The 15,123-nt window shown below is 65.7% G+C and carries 10 protein-coding genes; 7 read left to right on the top strand and 3 right to left on the bottom strand.

The features are described 5' to 3' along the window. The first annotated feature begins 33 nt into the window (after window positions 1–33). The 6 genes from ACP3TE_RS10420 to ACP3TE_RS10445 all read left to right on the top strand — a co-directional run bounded on the left by ACP3TE_RS10420 (window position 34) and on the right by ACP3TE_RS10445 (window position 9,045). Window positions 34–1,143, top strand: coding sequence for a histidinol-phosphate transaminase (locus ACP3TE_RS10420; RefSeq protein ID WP_332489307.1), 1,110 nt, complete (start codon window positions 34–36; stop codon window positions 1,141–1,143). A gap of 127 nt (window positions 1,144–1,270) precedes the next feature. Beyond that, window positions 1,271–2,413, top strand: a complete 1,143-nt coding sequence (gene pdhA / locus ACP3TE_RS10425) for a pyruvate dehydrogenase (acetyl-transferring) E1 component subunit alpha (protein ID WP_105656216.1) — start codon at window positions 1,271–1,273, stop codon at window positions 2,411–2,413. Next, entirely contained in the window at window positions 2,414–3,391 is a 978-nt protein-coding gene (locus ACP3TE_RS10430) for an alpha-ketoacid dehydrogenase subunit beta (RefSeq protein WP_133834092.1), read from the top strand. It begins immediately after the preceding gene. Window positions 3,392–3,411: 20 nt separating this feature from the next. Then, window positions 3,412–4,827, top strand: coding sequence for a dihydrolipoamide acetyltransferase family protein (locus tag ACP3TE_RS10435; protein WP_332731564.1), 1,416 nt, complete (start codon window positions 3,412–3,414; stop codon window positions 4,825–4,827). A gap of 136 nt (window positions 4,828–4,963) precedes the next feature. Then, window positions 4,964–6,469 (top strand): hypothetical protein, encoded by a 1,506-nt coding sequence (locus ACP3TE_RS10440; protein ID WP_426733474.1) that lies wholly within the window; start codon window positions 4,964–4,966, stop codon window positions 6,467–6,469. Continuing rightward, a complete protein-coding gene (locus ACP3TE_RS10445; RefSeq protein ID WP_426733476.1) occupies window positions 6,469–9,045 on the top strand; it encodes a hypothetical protein in 2,577 nt (858 codons plus the stop codon). Before ACP3TE_RS10440 ends, ACP3TE_RS10445 begins: the two co-directional genes overlap by 1 nt. Before the next feature lie 31 nt (window positions 9,046–9,076). Here ACP3TE_RS10445 and ACP3TE_RS10450 read toward each other — a convergent pair whose 3' ends face one another. After that, window positions 9,077–11,134 (bottom strand): prolyl oligopeptidase family serine peptidase, encoded by a 2,058-nt coding sequence (locus ACP3TE_RS10450; RefSeq protein WP_426733478.1) that lies wholly within the window; start codon window positions 11,132–11,134, stop codon window positions 9,077–9,079. Window positions 11,135–11,339: 205 nt separating this feature from the next. On the opposite strand from ACP3TE_RS10450, the gene ACP3TE_RS10455 reads away from it, so the two are divergent. Next, on the top strand, window positions 11,340–12,116 hold the full coding sequence (locus ACP3TE_RS10455) for a hypothetical protein (RefSeq protein WP_426733480.1): 777 nt from the start codon (window positions 11,340–11,342) through the stop codon (window positions 12,114–12,116). A gap of 75 nt (window positions 12,117–12,191) precedes the next feature. Here the strand turns inward: ACP3TE_RS10455 and ACP3TE_RS10460 are convergent, their stop codons facing one another. Both ACP3TE_RS10460 and ACP3TE_RS10465 read right to left on the bottom strand, forming a co-directional pair. After that, on the bottom strand, window positions 12,192–13,670 hold the full coding sequence (locus ACP3TE_RS10460; RefSeq protein ID WP_105656223.1) for an amino acid permease: 1,479 nt from the start codon (window positions 13,668–13,670) through the stop codon (window positions 12,192–12,194). 14 nt (window positions 13,671–13,684) lie between these two features. Next, window positions 13,685–15,100: an aspartate ammonia-lyase gene (locus ACP3TE_RS10465; RefSeq protein WP_105656224.1), complete on the bottom strand. Its 1,416-nt coding sequence runs from the start codon at window positions 15,098–15,100 to the stop codon at window positions 13,685–13,687. Between the last annotated feature and the right edge of the window lie 23 nt (window positions 15,101–15,123).

Below are 15,123 nucleotides of genomic sequence, written 5' to 3' on the forward strand. Positions count from 1 at the left end.
GCTAAACCCTTAGTGAGGGCTAGGCTTTGAGGTATGACTGAGAACCCGGTGACCCAAGATCAGGTGCAGCCACGCTCTGTAGTTGCACGTTTGCCCAAATACGCTGCGGGCAAGCCGCCTGCCCCTATTGAAGGCGCGAGAGCTTACAAGCTGTCATCGAATGAAATTCCCTTCGGTCCCTTGGACGCTGTGCATCGGGCGGTCGTGGAGCAGTCCAGCCTGAATCGCTACCCTGATCCGCTATCGACCAAGCTGCGCGAAGCACTTTCCGAGTACTTGGACGTTCCTGCGGAAGACATCGTGACCGGGGCCGGTTCCCTTGGCGCGTTGGTGCAGATCCTGAACGCTTTCGCGGGCCAGAACGAAGACGGCATCCAGGATGAAGTCATCTATGCGTGGCGTTCCTTCGAGGCCTACCCAATCCTCGTGCAGACTGCCGGTGCGCTGCCCGTTGAAATCCCGTTGCTGGAAGACGGGCGCCACGATCTGGAATCCATGATCGCAGCGGTGAACGAGAATACTTCAGTCATCTTGCTGTGCACACCGAATAACCCCACCGGTCCGGTACTCAGCCAGGCCGAAGTCGATGACTTCCTGGCACGGGTTCCGAAGAACGTGCTGGTTGTCCTGGATGAGGCCTACACCGAGTTCGTCCGCGACGAGAAATCGGTGGATGGCATCCATACCTACAACGAGAACGAAAATGTGGTTCTCCTGCGCACTTTCTCGAAGGCTCACGGCCTGGCGAATCTCAGGGTGGGCTACTCGGTGGCTCACCCGGAGATCACCGATAACATCCGCGTAGTGGCCACCCCGTTTGCCGTCTCCAGCGTGGCCGAGGATGCCGCGGTCGCTTCGCTGGCCCACATCGACCAGGTGCTTGAGCGCGTTGAGGGCTTGGTCATGGAACGCGAACGAGTTGCCTCGGCCCTGTCCGGGCAGGGCTGGAAGATTCCTTCCACCCAGGCGAACTTCGTCTGGCTTCCGCTGGGCGAAAATACCGATGAGTTCGTCGAGCGGGCAAACGCCGTGGCGCTGTCGGTGCGCGGCTTCTCGAACGAAGGAGTGCGCGTCTCCATCGGCGAAGTTGAAGCAAACGATCGTTTTATTGAACTGTGCAAGGAATCACTAGACCTGGCATAGGGGCAACTGGTGCTGATTTCTCGCGTTTTAGCGGTCAGTGCCTATAGGCTTAGAAATTAGACAAGCCGTATATGTCCCATGCGGAATGTATTCCGTGTGGGGCATATTTATGACCGAAGGATGATAAATGACGCGTGCTGCGACCGAGGCGACGGAGCCGGATCTGATTCAGATCCTGACTCCGGACGGCCAGCGTCAGTCCCATGGAACGTACGATGCGTATCTGGGTGACGTTGATGATGACATGCTTCGCGGCTTCTACCGCGACATGGCATTGACCCGTCGATTCGACCAAGAGGCCACAGCATTGCAGCGCCAGGGCCAGTTGTGCCTCTGGGTTCCGCTGCGCGGGCAGGAAGCGGCGCAGATCGGTTCCGGCCGTGCCACCCGCCGAAGCGACTACATCTTCCCCACCTACCGTGAGCACGGTGTGGCACTGACCCGCGATGTCTCCTTCTCCGAAATGCTGCGCCTGTTCCGCGGCATCTCCGGAGGCGGCTGGGATCCCCGGGAAAACAACTTCCACATGTACACCATGGTGCTTGCCGCGCAGATGCCGCATGCCGCCGGTTATGCAATGGCTTTGAACATGGAACAGCGCGGCTGGGATGAAGCCCGTCGCGCCAAGGAAGGCAACGCCGTAGTCGCCTACTTCGGCGATGGCTCCTCCACCGAGGGCGAAACCCATGAGTCCATGGTCTTCGCCAGCTCCTTCAACGCACCGGTGGTCTACTTCTGCCAGAACAACCAGTGGGCGATCTCCGTTCCTTTCGAGGTCCAGTCCAAGGTGCCGCTGGTCAACCGCGCCGCAGGTTACGGCATGCCGGGAGTGCGCGTGGATGGCAACGACGTGCTGGCCGTTCTGGCGGTCACCCGCTGGGCGCTGGAACACGCACGCAGCGGCAAGGGCCCGGTCCTCATCGAGGCCGTCACCTACCGCCTCGGCGCGCATACCACCGCCGATGATCCAACCAAATACCGCATGAGCGAAGAAGAGGCCCAGTGGGCCCCGAAGGACCCGCTGATCCGCCTGGAAACCTACCTGCGCGAGAACAACCTGGTTGACGACGCCTACTTCGAGCAGCTGGCCGCCGACGCTGATGCGATGGCTGCCAAGGTCCGCGAAGACGCCATGGCCTTCCCTGTCCCGCCGCTGGCCAAGTCCTTCGAGCAGGTCTACGCCGAAGCGCATCCACTGATCCAGGAAGAACTGGCCTGGCATCTGGAATACGAAGCAGGATTCGCCGATGCGGCTGAGGGAGAGCACTAAATGACCACCACAATGACCCTGGCCAAGGCCATTACCAGCGGCCTGGACAAGGTGCTGGAGTCCAATGGCAAGTCCCTGCTGATGGGCGAGGACATCGGGCGCCTCGGTGGCGTCTACCGCATCACCGACGGGCTGATCGACAAGTATGGCGAGCACCGCGTCATCGACTCGCCGCTGGGCGAGGCCGGCATCGTCGGCACCGCCGTGGGCATGGCCCTGCGCGGTTTCAGCCCGCTGGTGGAAATCCAGTTCGACGGCTTCGTCTTCCCGGCTTTCAGCCAGATCACCACCCAGCTGGCCAAGATGCACGCCCGCTCCGAGGGGCGTCTGACCACGCCTGTAGTCATCCGCATCCCTTACGGCGGCGGCATCGGCTCCATCGAGCACCACTCCGAATCCCCGGAGGCGCTGTTCGCCCACACCGCGGGCCTGCGCATCATCACCCCGTCCAACGCGCATGACGCCTACTGGATGATCCAGCAGGCAGCCAGCTGCCAGGACCCGGTGATCTTCTTCGAGCCCAAGCGCCGCTACTGGCTCAAGGGCGAGGTCGATACCGAAACCCCGGCGCTGGATGCCTTCAAGGCGCAGGTGGTCCGCCCGGGCACCGACGCGACCATCGTCGCCTACGGCCCGCTGGTGCCGATCGCCCTGGCTGCCGCTGATGCCGCGCTGGAAGATGGCCGGTCCATCGAGGTCATCGACCTGCGCTCGCTGTCGCCGATCGATTTCGACACCATTACCGAATCGGTGCAGAAGACCGGCCGGCTGATTGTCACCCACGAAGCGCCGACCTTCGGCGGCCTGGGCGGCGAAATCGCGGCCCGCATCACCGAGCGCGCCTTCCTCTCTCTGGAAGCCCCAGTGCTGCGCGTGGGCGGATTCCACATGCCTTACCCGATTTCCAAGGTGGAGTCCCAGTACCTGCCGGACATCGACAAGTTGCTTGAAGCCCTCGACCGGTCTTTCGCTTACTAAGCGGAATCCAAGGAGTAGTAATGACAGTCTTTAATCTCCCCGATGTGGGCGAAGGCCTGACCGAAGCGGATATCGCCTCCTGGAAGGTCAAGGTGGGCGACACCGTTGAGGTCAACCAGATTTTCGTGGAAATCGAAACCGCGAAGTCGCTGGTCGAGCTGCCCTGCCCCTTCGCCGGGGTGGTCACCGCATTGCACGCGGCCGAGGGCGATACCGTACTCGTGGACAACCCGCTGATCACCATCGATGAAGAAGGCAACGCGGCACCTCCAACCGGCGTGCCCGAAGCAGCCGAAGCCCTGAGCACCGCCGCACCGCAGGCCTCGGAGGAACCCGGCCCGCTGGTCGGATCGGGCCCCACCGCTGATGCCTCGGTGCGCCGGGCACGCACCACCCGCCCCGCTCCTTCGACGGCCGGTGCGCGAACCGCAGCGGTGCGCGCCTCCGGCTCCGCCTTGGCCGAGACCATCTCGCGCCGCGCGCAGTCCCTGGGTACCGCGGTGACCCGCGAAGTCGACCGCCGCAAGCCTGCGGTGGCGAGCTTCGTGGACCGCGTGCTGGCCAAGCCGCCGGTACGCCGGCTGGCCAAGGAGCTGGGCATCGACATCAACGACGTGGTGGGCACCGGCAACCAGGGCGAGATCACCCGCGAAGACGTCAATAGCTACCAGGCCCAGCGCGAAGCCGAGCATGCAGCGGCGCCAACCTATTGGGCCCACGGCCAGCTGGCCGATGCCCGCGTGGAACGCACCCCGGTGCGCGGCGTGCGCAAAGCCACCGCCAAGGCCATGGTCGACTCGGCCTTCACCGCACCGCATGTCTCGATCTTCGTGGATGTGGATGCCAGCCGAACCATGGAATACGTGCAGCGCCTGAAGAAGTCCCGCGACTTCGAGGGCATCAAGGTCTCGCCGCTGCTGGTGCTGGCCCGTGCCGTGATCTGGGCGGCGGCCCGCAACCCTTCGGTGAACGCCAGCTGGGTGGAAACCGCAAACGGCGCCGAGATCCACCAGAAGCGCTTCATGAACCTGGGCATCGCCGCAGCCACCCCGCGTGGCCTGCTGGTGCCGAATATCAAGGACGCCCAGAACCTGAACATGAAGGAACTGGCCATCGCCCTGAATGATCTGGCCACCACCGCTCGTGCCGGCAAGACCCGTCCAGAGGACATGCGCGACGGCTCGCTGAGCATCACCAACATCGGTGCGCTGGGAATCGACACGGGTACCCCGATCATCAACCCGGGCGAAGTAGCCATCGTTGCATTCGGCACGATCCGCCAGAAGCCATGGGTCATCGACGGCGAAGTGGTCCCGCGCTGGATCACCACCCTGGGCGGCTCCTTCGACCACCGCGTGGTGGATGGCGACCTCTCGGCCCGCTTCATGGCCGACGTGGCGTCGATCCTTCAGGAACCGGCGATGCTGCTGGACTAAGGGCTCCCGGACCAGCGAGGCAGCCCACCGCCCCGCGCAGAACCTTTCGGGGATCTGCGCGGGGAGGTGCTGTCCCCGCGGTTCGAATTGTTCCTTGAGCAGGGTTATTCAAACCCCTGTTGATACAGTTGTTCCCATGAACCGCACGTGTTGCACCGACCTGAAGTACCCCGGCAAGCTGCTGCTCGCGGGCCTGTTCGCAGCCCTGGGACTGGGCCTGGGACTGGGCGTTGTGCCGGCGCAGGCAGCCGCGGATCCAACTCAGCCAGAGGCCACGGCACCGGTCTACCCCTCGGCGACGCCCGACGATGACTCCGCAGATGAAGGCACCGTCCTCATCCCGTCGGTGACCTCGCAGGAAGGCAACTTCTACCTGGCGGTCACCGATGCGGCACTCGATGAGGTGGATTCGGAACGGATCATGGACCAGGTCAGGCAGGCCGTGGGCGAACAGGATGCGAAGATCCTGCTCGGGGTGGACCAGGAACCCAACAACCTCAAGGGCGCCGGGCAGCTGGTGCGCGGGATGCTGATGTTCGGCGACAGCGACGCGCTGAGCGATGACTGGCTGGAGAACGGAAAGACCCTGGGCTATGTCGGGGAAGGCTGGATCGCCATCGGCGTGATGCTTCCCGAGAAAGCCGGGGATCCGGTGGAAATCGCCGTGGATCCCGGGCGCGACGTGCGCGAAACCGCACCGGGAAGCCAGCAGCGGATCCTGGAGGCAGGGCAGGGCGAGTTCGCCGCCGGGGATTACACCGCGGGGATCACCGCCGTCGCGCTGGCCACCACCCAGCAGCTGCAGGCACCGCCGGACCGGGCACTGGCCAAGGTGATCGCCGTGGGCGCGCTCGCCGCCGCCGTTGCGTTCCTGCTCGCATGGGCCTGGCGTGCCAAGCGCCGCAAGGCCCGGCAGGCAGCCGCCGCCGATCGCAACAAGCAGGCCGAGCTGCTCGAATCACGGATCCAGCGGGCAAGCATTTACCTGGACCGCCATCCGGTGCCCGATCCCGGCCTGACGCGGGAGAGCCGCTTGGCGCAGGTCATGGCAGAACTTGAAAGGCAACGGGCCGGCTCCCAGCCAGGGGCCTGGCGCGCATTGGGTATGGCCCCGGATTCCCTGCAGCCGCAGCAGGTCTCCGAAGCGCAGCTGGCCCGGCTGCGCGACCGCGAGCACGAGCTCTCGCTGCTGCGCGGAGCGGTGCAGCTGGCCCACGCCTTCACGGCACGGCCACGGGATTCGCGCGAGTCCTGGAACCGGATTTTCGAATACCACCGTGCACGGCTGGAGGACCTGGCGCTGTTCCTCGATCTTCCCGGTGCCGGGCAACTGGCTTGCGCGCAGGCCGCGCGCACCGTGATCATCACGCATACCGATGAGCTGCAGCTGCTGCACACCCGCCTGAGCCGCAGGAGTAGCGGCGCGGATACGGCCCCGGGGATCCTGGACAGGCTGTGGGAACTGCGCGACGAACTCGATGGCGTCTTGCACGATGCACTGGCCCAAGCCGGCCAGGCGAGGCTGAAGATTCCCCACGGCCTGGGCGAGTCGATGGAAAGCGCGCAGCGGAAAACCGATCCGATGGAGGACGATCCCATCGCGGTGCTCCGGAATTTCGCGCCAGGAAGCGGGACCCGCTGATGCCGGCCCGCTTGATGCACGATTCCACCGGGCGGCGGTTGCACCGCCCCTTCCATTGGACCGCCATCGCCGCCATCATCATGGCGCTGGTGACCACCGCGCTGGGCGGGCGCGCGGTGCTGGCCGTGCAGGCAGCCAACGTCCCGGACCCCTACGAGGTCCAGGTGGTGGTCCGCGGCGATAACGGCTTCAACATCACCCAGCAGACGGTGGACGCCGAGCTGGCCCGGCACCCGGTGCGTGCCACGGCCCCGCTGGAACTGGTCATCACCGACCGCTGGCTCACGGGTGATGAACTGCTGCGCGGGCAGGTGCCGGAAAACCAGATCATCGTCTCGACCAGGATGGAGAACAGGGATCCCGGGCTAAGCGACGCTGAACAGCGCTTCGCCGGGGTGGGCCTGGACCGCAGCCTTGCAGCATCCGACGACGCGCATACCGACCTGCGCTTCGACATCGAGCACGCCTTCACCAAGAACGTTTCGGTAGGCCATGGGCCCAAGGCGGCGGTGGCCGCCGCGCATACTGCCGCCGTGCTGCTGGACAATTCGCCCAGCAGCTCGGCGATCTTCTGGTTCGCGGCCGTGGGTGCGAGCGCCATGCTCACCGCCGCGTTCTTGGCCAGCGCCCTGCGCTACCGCTCGCGGTGGGCATCGCGCCACCGGCGGCTGGCCGCGGCGCAGCGCAAGCTGGCCCGCGTGCTCCTGGACCTCGAAGCACTGGAAGCCACCTACCAGGCCACCGAGCAATCGCGCCGTCCTGCCGGCTTCACCAAGGCGTGGCGGCAGCTCGAATCCCTGTCCCTGGATGCCGCCCGCCGCGAAGCGCCCTTGGTGCGCTCGCTGTTCACCCGGGCCGAATGCCTGGAACAGAGCACCGGGCAGCAGCTGGCGGCCTTCGAGGCCGACACGCGCAAGCTGACGGAACTGGCCGACTCGCTGATGGGCGCCGGCTCGGTGCATGCGCACCTGGCTGGCACCGGATCCACCTTCGACAAGCTCAGCAGCCCGATCAACGATGCGGCCACGGCGCTGCTGATCCGGCTGGACACCGCCCCGGGCACCATGGTGGCCGGCAAGGACCTGGCGGATTTCCGCAGTGCCCTCGGCGAACTGCTCAATGCCGCCCATGGCGATACCAGCCAGCGCACCGCCATCGAGCGCTGGGCCGAGGCCGAACGGCGGCTGGCGAAGCTCGCCGGGAAGATCGCTGCCCGGCTGCGCCGGTATCCGCGGGGGCTGCAGCAGCCGGTGCCCCAGATCGGCGCCCAGCACAATGAGCTGCGCTCCAGCCTGGGCTTGCCGCCGGTATCCAAGCAGGGTGCGCTGGCGCAGATCGCCACGGCGAACTCGCTGGCCCGCGGGATTCTCGGCGATACGCTTCAGGCCGATCAGGAGGCAGACGGCATGCCGCGCGAGCCCGGTGCTTGGCGGCGCGCGCTGGCCAAGTTCGCCGGCACCGTCGGCACCGAGGGCGATGAACCGCCCAAGCTGCGCCGGGCGTGGACGGCCGGCCTGCTCTCTGCCTTGCTGCTGGGCAGCCTGATCGCCGCGGGGGTCATCGTGTCCTCGGTAGCCAGCGAGCCTGGACGCACCTATGAGGGGTCCGGGCGGGGGATGGAACTTGAAATCGATGACCAGGGAAAGCTGGTTGACGAAGCCGAGATCCGCCGGTACATGGAAGAGGACTTCGACACTCCGCAGCAGATCCTGGTCGTGGTCCGCGATGCCGAAGCCTACCTGGAACTCAAGCACTTCGACGGCTCGGAATACCGCGATTCGACGCCCGAGAGCGTGCGCACAGCGATCTTGCGGATCAAGGACGAATACTCCGATCGCGCGGATCCGGCCAACGGCGAGCTGCCCGAGGACCTGACGATCATCCCGCTGCTGATCACCGACGAGGGCAAGGGAATCGTCCCCGGGCTGATCTCGGGGGCAGTCATCAGCGGCACCGCCTCCTGGGGCACGACCGGCGGGTGGGAGCATGGAAGCATCTACGAGTCGAACTATCCGGCCATGGAAGCCGCCAGCGCGGCCGAGGACTTCGCCGTGGTGCTCAAGCAGGCCGGGTACGAGCAGCCGGACTACAGCACCTCGCTGCTGTACTGGATGCTCGTGTTCATGCTGTTCTTCACGGTGGTCAACGTGGTCCAGGTCCTCCAGTACCTGCTCGGGGCGACCTCGCAGCTGACCCGGTTCTCCCGCGGCTCGCGGTCCGTCCAGCATTCGCGCCGGCAGCTGGAGGAGCTGGCCATGGGCTTGGAGGATTCGCAGATCAATGCGGTGGCCGTGCTCGGCGCGACCGCGGCCCCGAATGCGGACGAGGCAGGGCAGCGATTGTTCGAGCGGGCCTTGATGATGGCGTGGCGCGAAGCCCAGGAGTTATCCTCGATGACCCTGGGCCAGCGCCTTGCCGCCGGCTATGCCCAGCGCACGGCGCATCTGGCCCGGCTGGTAGCGCTGCTGGGCGAACGCGATGCCGACGTGGCGCGGCGGGCCAAGGCGCTGGTGCTGGCCAGCCGCGGTGCCGGGGGAGATGCTCCAGCGCCAGTGGAACTGCCGGGACAGAAATGACTCCGCCCCGGCAGTCCGGCACTGCGCGGTTCTAGCCCAGCAGCTCGGGCAGTTCCTGCGGCGCGTTGCCCAGCACCTTCTGGGAAAGGAACTCGGTGACTACCTGGTACCAGATCTTGGCGTGCTGCGGGGACAGCACCCAGTGGTTCTCATCCGGAAAGTACAGGAACTGGTGCTCGGTGCTGCCGTCTTCCTTCTGGGGCAGCCCCGAATCGGCTAGCAGCTCGTACCACAGGCGCAGGCCCTCGCCGATGGGCACCCGGTAGTCCTTGTCGCCGTGGATGACCAGCATCGGGGTGACGATGCTGCCCACCGAATGATGCGGCGAGTTCTGCTCGCGCATTTCGGGGCTCATCTCGCGGGTCCAGTAGAACGCGGCGTCGGTGGTCTTGCCGAAGCCTTCCAGCGCCCACAGGCTGGCATGGGTGACGATGGCCTTGAAGCGGTCGGTGTGCCCAGCCACCCAGTTGGCCATGTAGCCGCCGAAGGAGCCGCCCATGGCGGCGGTGCGGGTTTCATCGATGTCCGGCCGCGCCTCGGCGGCATCGGTGATGGCCAGCAGGTCAGTGTACGGTTCCTGGCCCCAGCGGCCCCAGCCGCGCTGGATGAACTCCTGGCCGTAGCCGGTGGACAGGGCCGGATCCGGCAGCAGCACGGCATAGCCCTGGGCCACCAGCAGCCATGGGCTCCAGCGCCAGCTCCAGGCATTCCACGAGCCCAGCGGCCCGCCATGGATCCACAGCAGCAGCGGCGCCTTGTCGGCGGCAGAAGCGGTGGCGGGCAGGGCCAGCCAGGCGCGGATGCTCGACCCGTCATCGGCGGTGGCTGACACCTCGGTGAGCGTTCCGGGCAGGGCCGGGCGGGAGACCGGGGAACGCAGCTCGGTCAAGGCCGCGTATTCGCCCGGCTCCAGGTCCCCGGTGTGCGCCAGGTCGATGGCCACCGGTTCGGCCGGGTACAGGTAGCTGGAACGAAGCGCGTAGGCGGTACGCGAGTCGCTGCTGATGGCCAGATCGGTGTACGCGCCGTCATCGGTGAGCCGGGTGATCTTGTCGTTGTACAGGCTCAGATGGAAGACCGGTGCGTGGCCGTTGTCATCGGCGGTCAGCAGCAGCGAGCGCCCGTTGGGAACCCACTGCAGGTCATTGACCCAGCGGTCCCAGCCGGCGGCGATCCGGTGGGTGGCGCCGTCGGCCAGATCCATCAGCCACAACTCGAAGACCGGGGCGGTATCGGCGGTGGAACGCTCCCAGCGGGCGTAGGCCAGCTGGGTTGAATCCGGGCTGATCTTGCCCAGCGTATATTCGTACTGGGCATCGGGGGCCAGCAGCATCTCGTGGGCGCCGGTGTGCAGGTCGATGCGCATCACTCCCGGGGCTGAGGAAGCCCGGCCTTCGGGAACCTGCCATTCGGTGACCAGGAAACTGCCATTGGAAGCAACGTCGTAGGAGGTATCCTCCAGATTCGCGCCGATGCCCGGGGTGAGGTCGGTGAGCTGGGTACTGGTGGCGTCCTGCAGGCCCGGCAGGGACCCGGTGTAGTAGTGCGGGGTGGACGGGCCCAGATCTTCGTCCCAGTAGCGGACCGGGTAGCCGGTGTGCAGGATCGCCGAGACCTTCTTGTCCTTGCGGCCGGTGCGCAGTGCCGCTTCGGCGTCCAGGTCCTTGGCGCGGGAGAAGGCCGAGGCGCGCAGCACGATGGTCTGCGGGGACTGCTGGCAGATCCGCAAGGACTGCACCCCGGCAGGGTGGGAAATCACCGAGCGGGCTTCGCCTCCTGCTACCGGCAGGATCCAGCCTTCGGCCTTGGCGTCTTCCTTCGACGAGCGCTTGGCCACGAAGAACAGGTCGCCGTTGGCGGCGAACTGCGGTTGCGATTCGCCGTGCTCGCCGAATGTCAGCCTGCGTGCTGGTGCTTCGCCTTTGGGATCCAGCGACCAAAGGGCGCTTTCGTATTTCGTCCCGTCCTCGGAAAGCTCGCTGAGGGTGGTGACGAGCTTGGTGCCGTCGGGGGAGAGCGCCAGGCCGCCGAGGCGGCCCAGGCCAATAAATGAATCTAAATTATGAAATGAATGCTTAGAGTGTTCCACTTCACATATCTTGCCACTGTTCGCGGCTGGGCACTACCGGAAATCGAAAATTACCTGGCATCGGCAACAAGACCGGGACAACTTGCAACCAAGGCGTGATGCCGCCGCTATTGGAAAAACCTGCAATTGAGTGGAGGATGAATTCAATGGGGGAGCTCGCGATGTCAGCTGCATGACCGGATCATGGATCAAGGAGTTGGAAAAGATGAACCGTGCCAGAACCCGTCTCGGCGCGCTCCCGATGATGTGCGCAGCAGCCCTGATGCTGGCTGCCTGCCAGGGAGCCCAGCCGGACTCGACACCCAGTCAGGAACCTGCGCCAAGCGGCACATCGCCATCGGCAAGTGCCAGCTCGCCGGAGGCTTCGAGCCCCGAATCCAGCCCATCGTCAAGCGCCGAAAGCCCGGATGCGCCAAGCACGGCGGCGCCCGAGCTGAGCCAAGAGCATGAAGTGCATAGCATCCAGTTCATGACCCCGGAGCAGTGGACCGCCACCGGGGATGACTGCGAGGGTGAATGCACCGAATGGGATGAATGGGAGATCAAGGACGCGCAGGGCAAGCATGTGCTCACGCTGATCCCCACCACGGCAACCTCGCCGGATGGGGACGTGTCTCTGTACGAGCGGGAGCTACTGGAGCGCGAAGAGCTGCCGGACCCCGGAGCTGGCACCGGCTTCCATCCCGCCAGCTTCATTGCCGAGTTCTGGGAATCGACCAGCCAGGAGGATGGCGAGAAGGAGTCCGGGTTCGATATTGCCCTGGTCGATGACCAAGTGCTCGCCCAGCGCAATGAGAACCCGGATCTGAACTTCTTCAAGGTCGGCGAGCAGTCGCCGATGATGTGGGTCGAAGAGGACTATCTGGAAGACCGTGGCGTCCCGGATGACCCGGTGAAGCAACAGGCGCAGCAATTCCTGGATACCCAGGAATATGCGTTGGTGCGCGAAATCCTGCTCAGCGTCCAGCCGGCCAAGGGCTAGGCCAAGCCCGGCACGCAAGAAAGGACCGGCCCGGAAGCAGCTCGAGGCTGCTTCCGGGCCGGTCCCGGGATCCTGCTACCGCTGGTTGGCCGGCTGCTCGTTGTGCAGCCGCGCCTTGGCGATCTCGTTGATCCGTCCGCGGCACAAGTACCAGCCGCCGATGATCAACGGGATGATGACCACCAGCGAGGCAATGGTCCAGGTGCCGATGGGATTATCGAAGGCCATCATCACCAGCACCAGGGCCAGGAAGCCCAGGGTGACCCAGCCGGAGACCGGAGCCAGCGGCATCCGGAAGCCGGGGCGCTGCTGCTCGCCGCGCTTGGCGGACTTCACCAGCGCCATCTGGCACAGCACGATCATCCCCCAGGAGGCAATGATGCCGATGGCCGCGAAGTTCAGCACGATCTCGAAGGCCTTGGCCGGGACCACGGCGTTGAGCACCACGCCGAACACGGCCACCACAGCGGTGATCACGATGCCGCCGTAGGGAACCCCGGCCTTGTTCATCCGCCCGGCGAATTTCGGCGCCGAGCCGTTCAATGACATGGAGCGCATGATGCGCCCGGTGGAGTAGAGCCCGGCGTTCAGCGAGGACAGCGCCGCGGTGAGCACCACCAGGTTCATCACCACGTCCATGCCCTGCACGCCGATGGATCCGAAGAAGGTCACGAACGGCGATTCCCCGGCGCTGTACGCGGTGTAGGGCAGCAGCAGCGAGAGCAGCACCAGCGAGCCGACGTAGAATACGGCGATGCGGATGATCACGGTGTTGATCGCCTTGGGCATGACCTTTTCCGGATTCTCCGTTTCGCCCGCGGCGGTGCCGATCAGCTCGATGGAAGCATAGGAGAAGACCACGCCCTGCATCAGCACCAGCACCGGCAGCAGGCCATTGGGCAGCAGCCCGCCATTGGAGCTGAGCAGCGAGAAGCCGACCTCATGTCCTGCCAGCGGCGTGCCGAAGATGACGAAGTAGCAGCCAATGATCAGGAAGGCCACCAGGGCCACAACCTTGACCAGTGCGAACCAGAATTCCATCTCGCCGAAGGCCTTGACCGAGATCAGGTTCATGGCCAGCACCACGGCCAGCGCCAGCAGCGCCCAGAGCCACTGGGGCACCGAGCTGATCCACCCCACGTACTTGCCGAAGAAGCCCATGTACAGGGCCACCGCGGTGATATCGACAATGGCGGTCATTACCCAGTTCAGCCAGTACAGCCAGCCGGTGGCGAAGGCCGCCTTCTCGCCGTAGAACTCGCGGGCGTAGGACACGAAGGAACCGGTGGACGGGCGGTGCATGACCAGTTCGCCCAGCGCCCGCAGGATCAGGAAGGCGAAGAAGCCGCAGACTGCGTAGCTGATGACAATGCCCGGTCCGGCTTCGGCCAACCGGCCGCCGGCACCCATGAACAGCCCGGTGCCGATGGCGCCGCCAATGGCGATCATCTGCATCTGCCGGGAGGACAGGCCCTTGTGGTAATCGTTGTCGCCGGCCGTCAGCGCGGCATCGGGGACGTGCGCCGCGGTGGCGTGCGGAGTGGAATTATCCATATGATTCCTCGGATCTAGTCGGTGAGGTTGGCGAGGCGCTCGGGGGAGAGCAACTCATTGAGGTCTTCGGCCGAGAGCAGGCCGCGTTCGAGCACCAGCTCGGCCACGCCGCGCCCGGTGTGCAGCGCTTCGAGGGCCACCGAGGTGGATGCCGCGTAGCCCAGCCGCGGGTTCAGCGCGGTGACCAGGCCGATGGAGTTCTCCACCTCGCGGCGCAGCGCCTGCTCGTCCACGGTGATCCCGTCGATGCACTTGTGCGCCAGGGTCAGGCAGCCGTTGGCCAGGTGCTTCAGGGAGAGCCCGATCGAGTGCACAATCACCGGCTCGAAGGCGTTCAGCTGCAGCTGCCCGCCCTCGGCGGCCATGGTCACGGTCAAGTCGTGGCCCACCACCTGGTAGGCGATCTGGCTGACCACTTCCGGGATCACCGGGTTGACCTTGCCGGGCATGATCGAGGAGCCGGACTGCACGGCCGGCAGCTGCAGGTCGTTCAGGCCAGCGCGCGGACCGGAGGAGAGCAGGCGCAGGTCGTTGCAGATCTTGGAGATCTTCAGCGCCACGCGCTTGAGCACGCCCGAGAGGTGCACGAACGCGCCCACATCCGAAGTGGCTTCGATCAGGTCCGGGCTGGTGGTCAGCGGCAGGCCGGTCAGCTCGCGCAGGTGGCGGCAGGCGGCCTCGGCATAGCCGGCCGGGGCGTTCAGCCCGGTGCCGATGGCGGTGGCGCCGAGGTTGATCTCGGTGACCAGGCACAGCGATTCCTCCAGCCGCGCCCGGTCCTCGCCCAGGGTCACGGCCCAGCCGCGGAACTCCTGGCCCACGGTCATCGGCACGGCGTCCTGCAGCTGGGTGCGGCCCATCTTCACCACGGTGCGGAACTCGGCGGCCTTGGCGATGCACGAATCCTGCAGCACCTCGATGGCTGCCAGCAGCGGCTGGGTGGCGAAGTGCGTGGCGATGTTCACCGCGGTCGGGTAGGCGTCGTTGGTGGACTGCGAGAGGTTCACATGGTCGTTGGGGTGCAAGAAGGAGTACTCGCCCTTGGCATGGCCCATGATTTCCAGCGCCAGGTTGGCGATGACCTCGTTGGCGTTCATGTTCGTGCTGGTGCCGGCCCCGCCCTGGATCGGGTCGATGATGAACTGCTCATGCAGCGCCCCGCCGGCGATGGCCTCGCAGGCCTGGTCGATGGCGTTCGCGCGCTGGGTGTCCAGCAGCCCCAGCTCGTGGTTGGCACGCGCCGCGGCCTGCTTCACGCGCGCCAATGCGCGGATCAGGTGCGGGTTGCCGGACAGCTCGGTGCCGGTGATGTCGAAGTTCTCCTTGGCGCGCAGCGTGTGCACGCCCCAGTAGGCATCCGCCGGGATATCGCGGTCGCCGATCAGGTCATGCTCGCTGCGGGTCTGGCCGCTGAGCAAGGTTTCAGGCATGGTGGATTCTTCTCCAGGATTCG

Source organism: Glutamicibacter sp. 2E12 (assembly GCF_050030965.1).
GTDB lineage: Bacteria > Actinomycetota > Actinomycetes > Actinomycetales > Micrococcaceae > Glutamicibacter.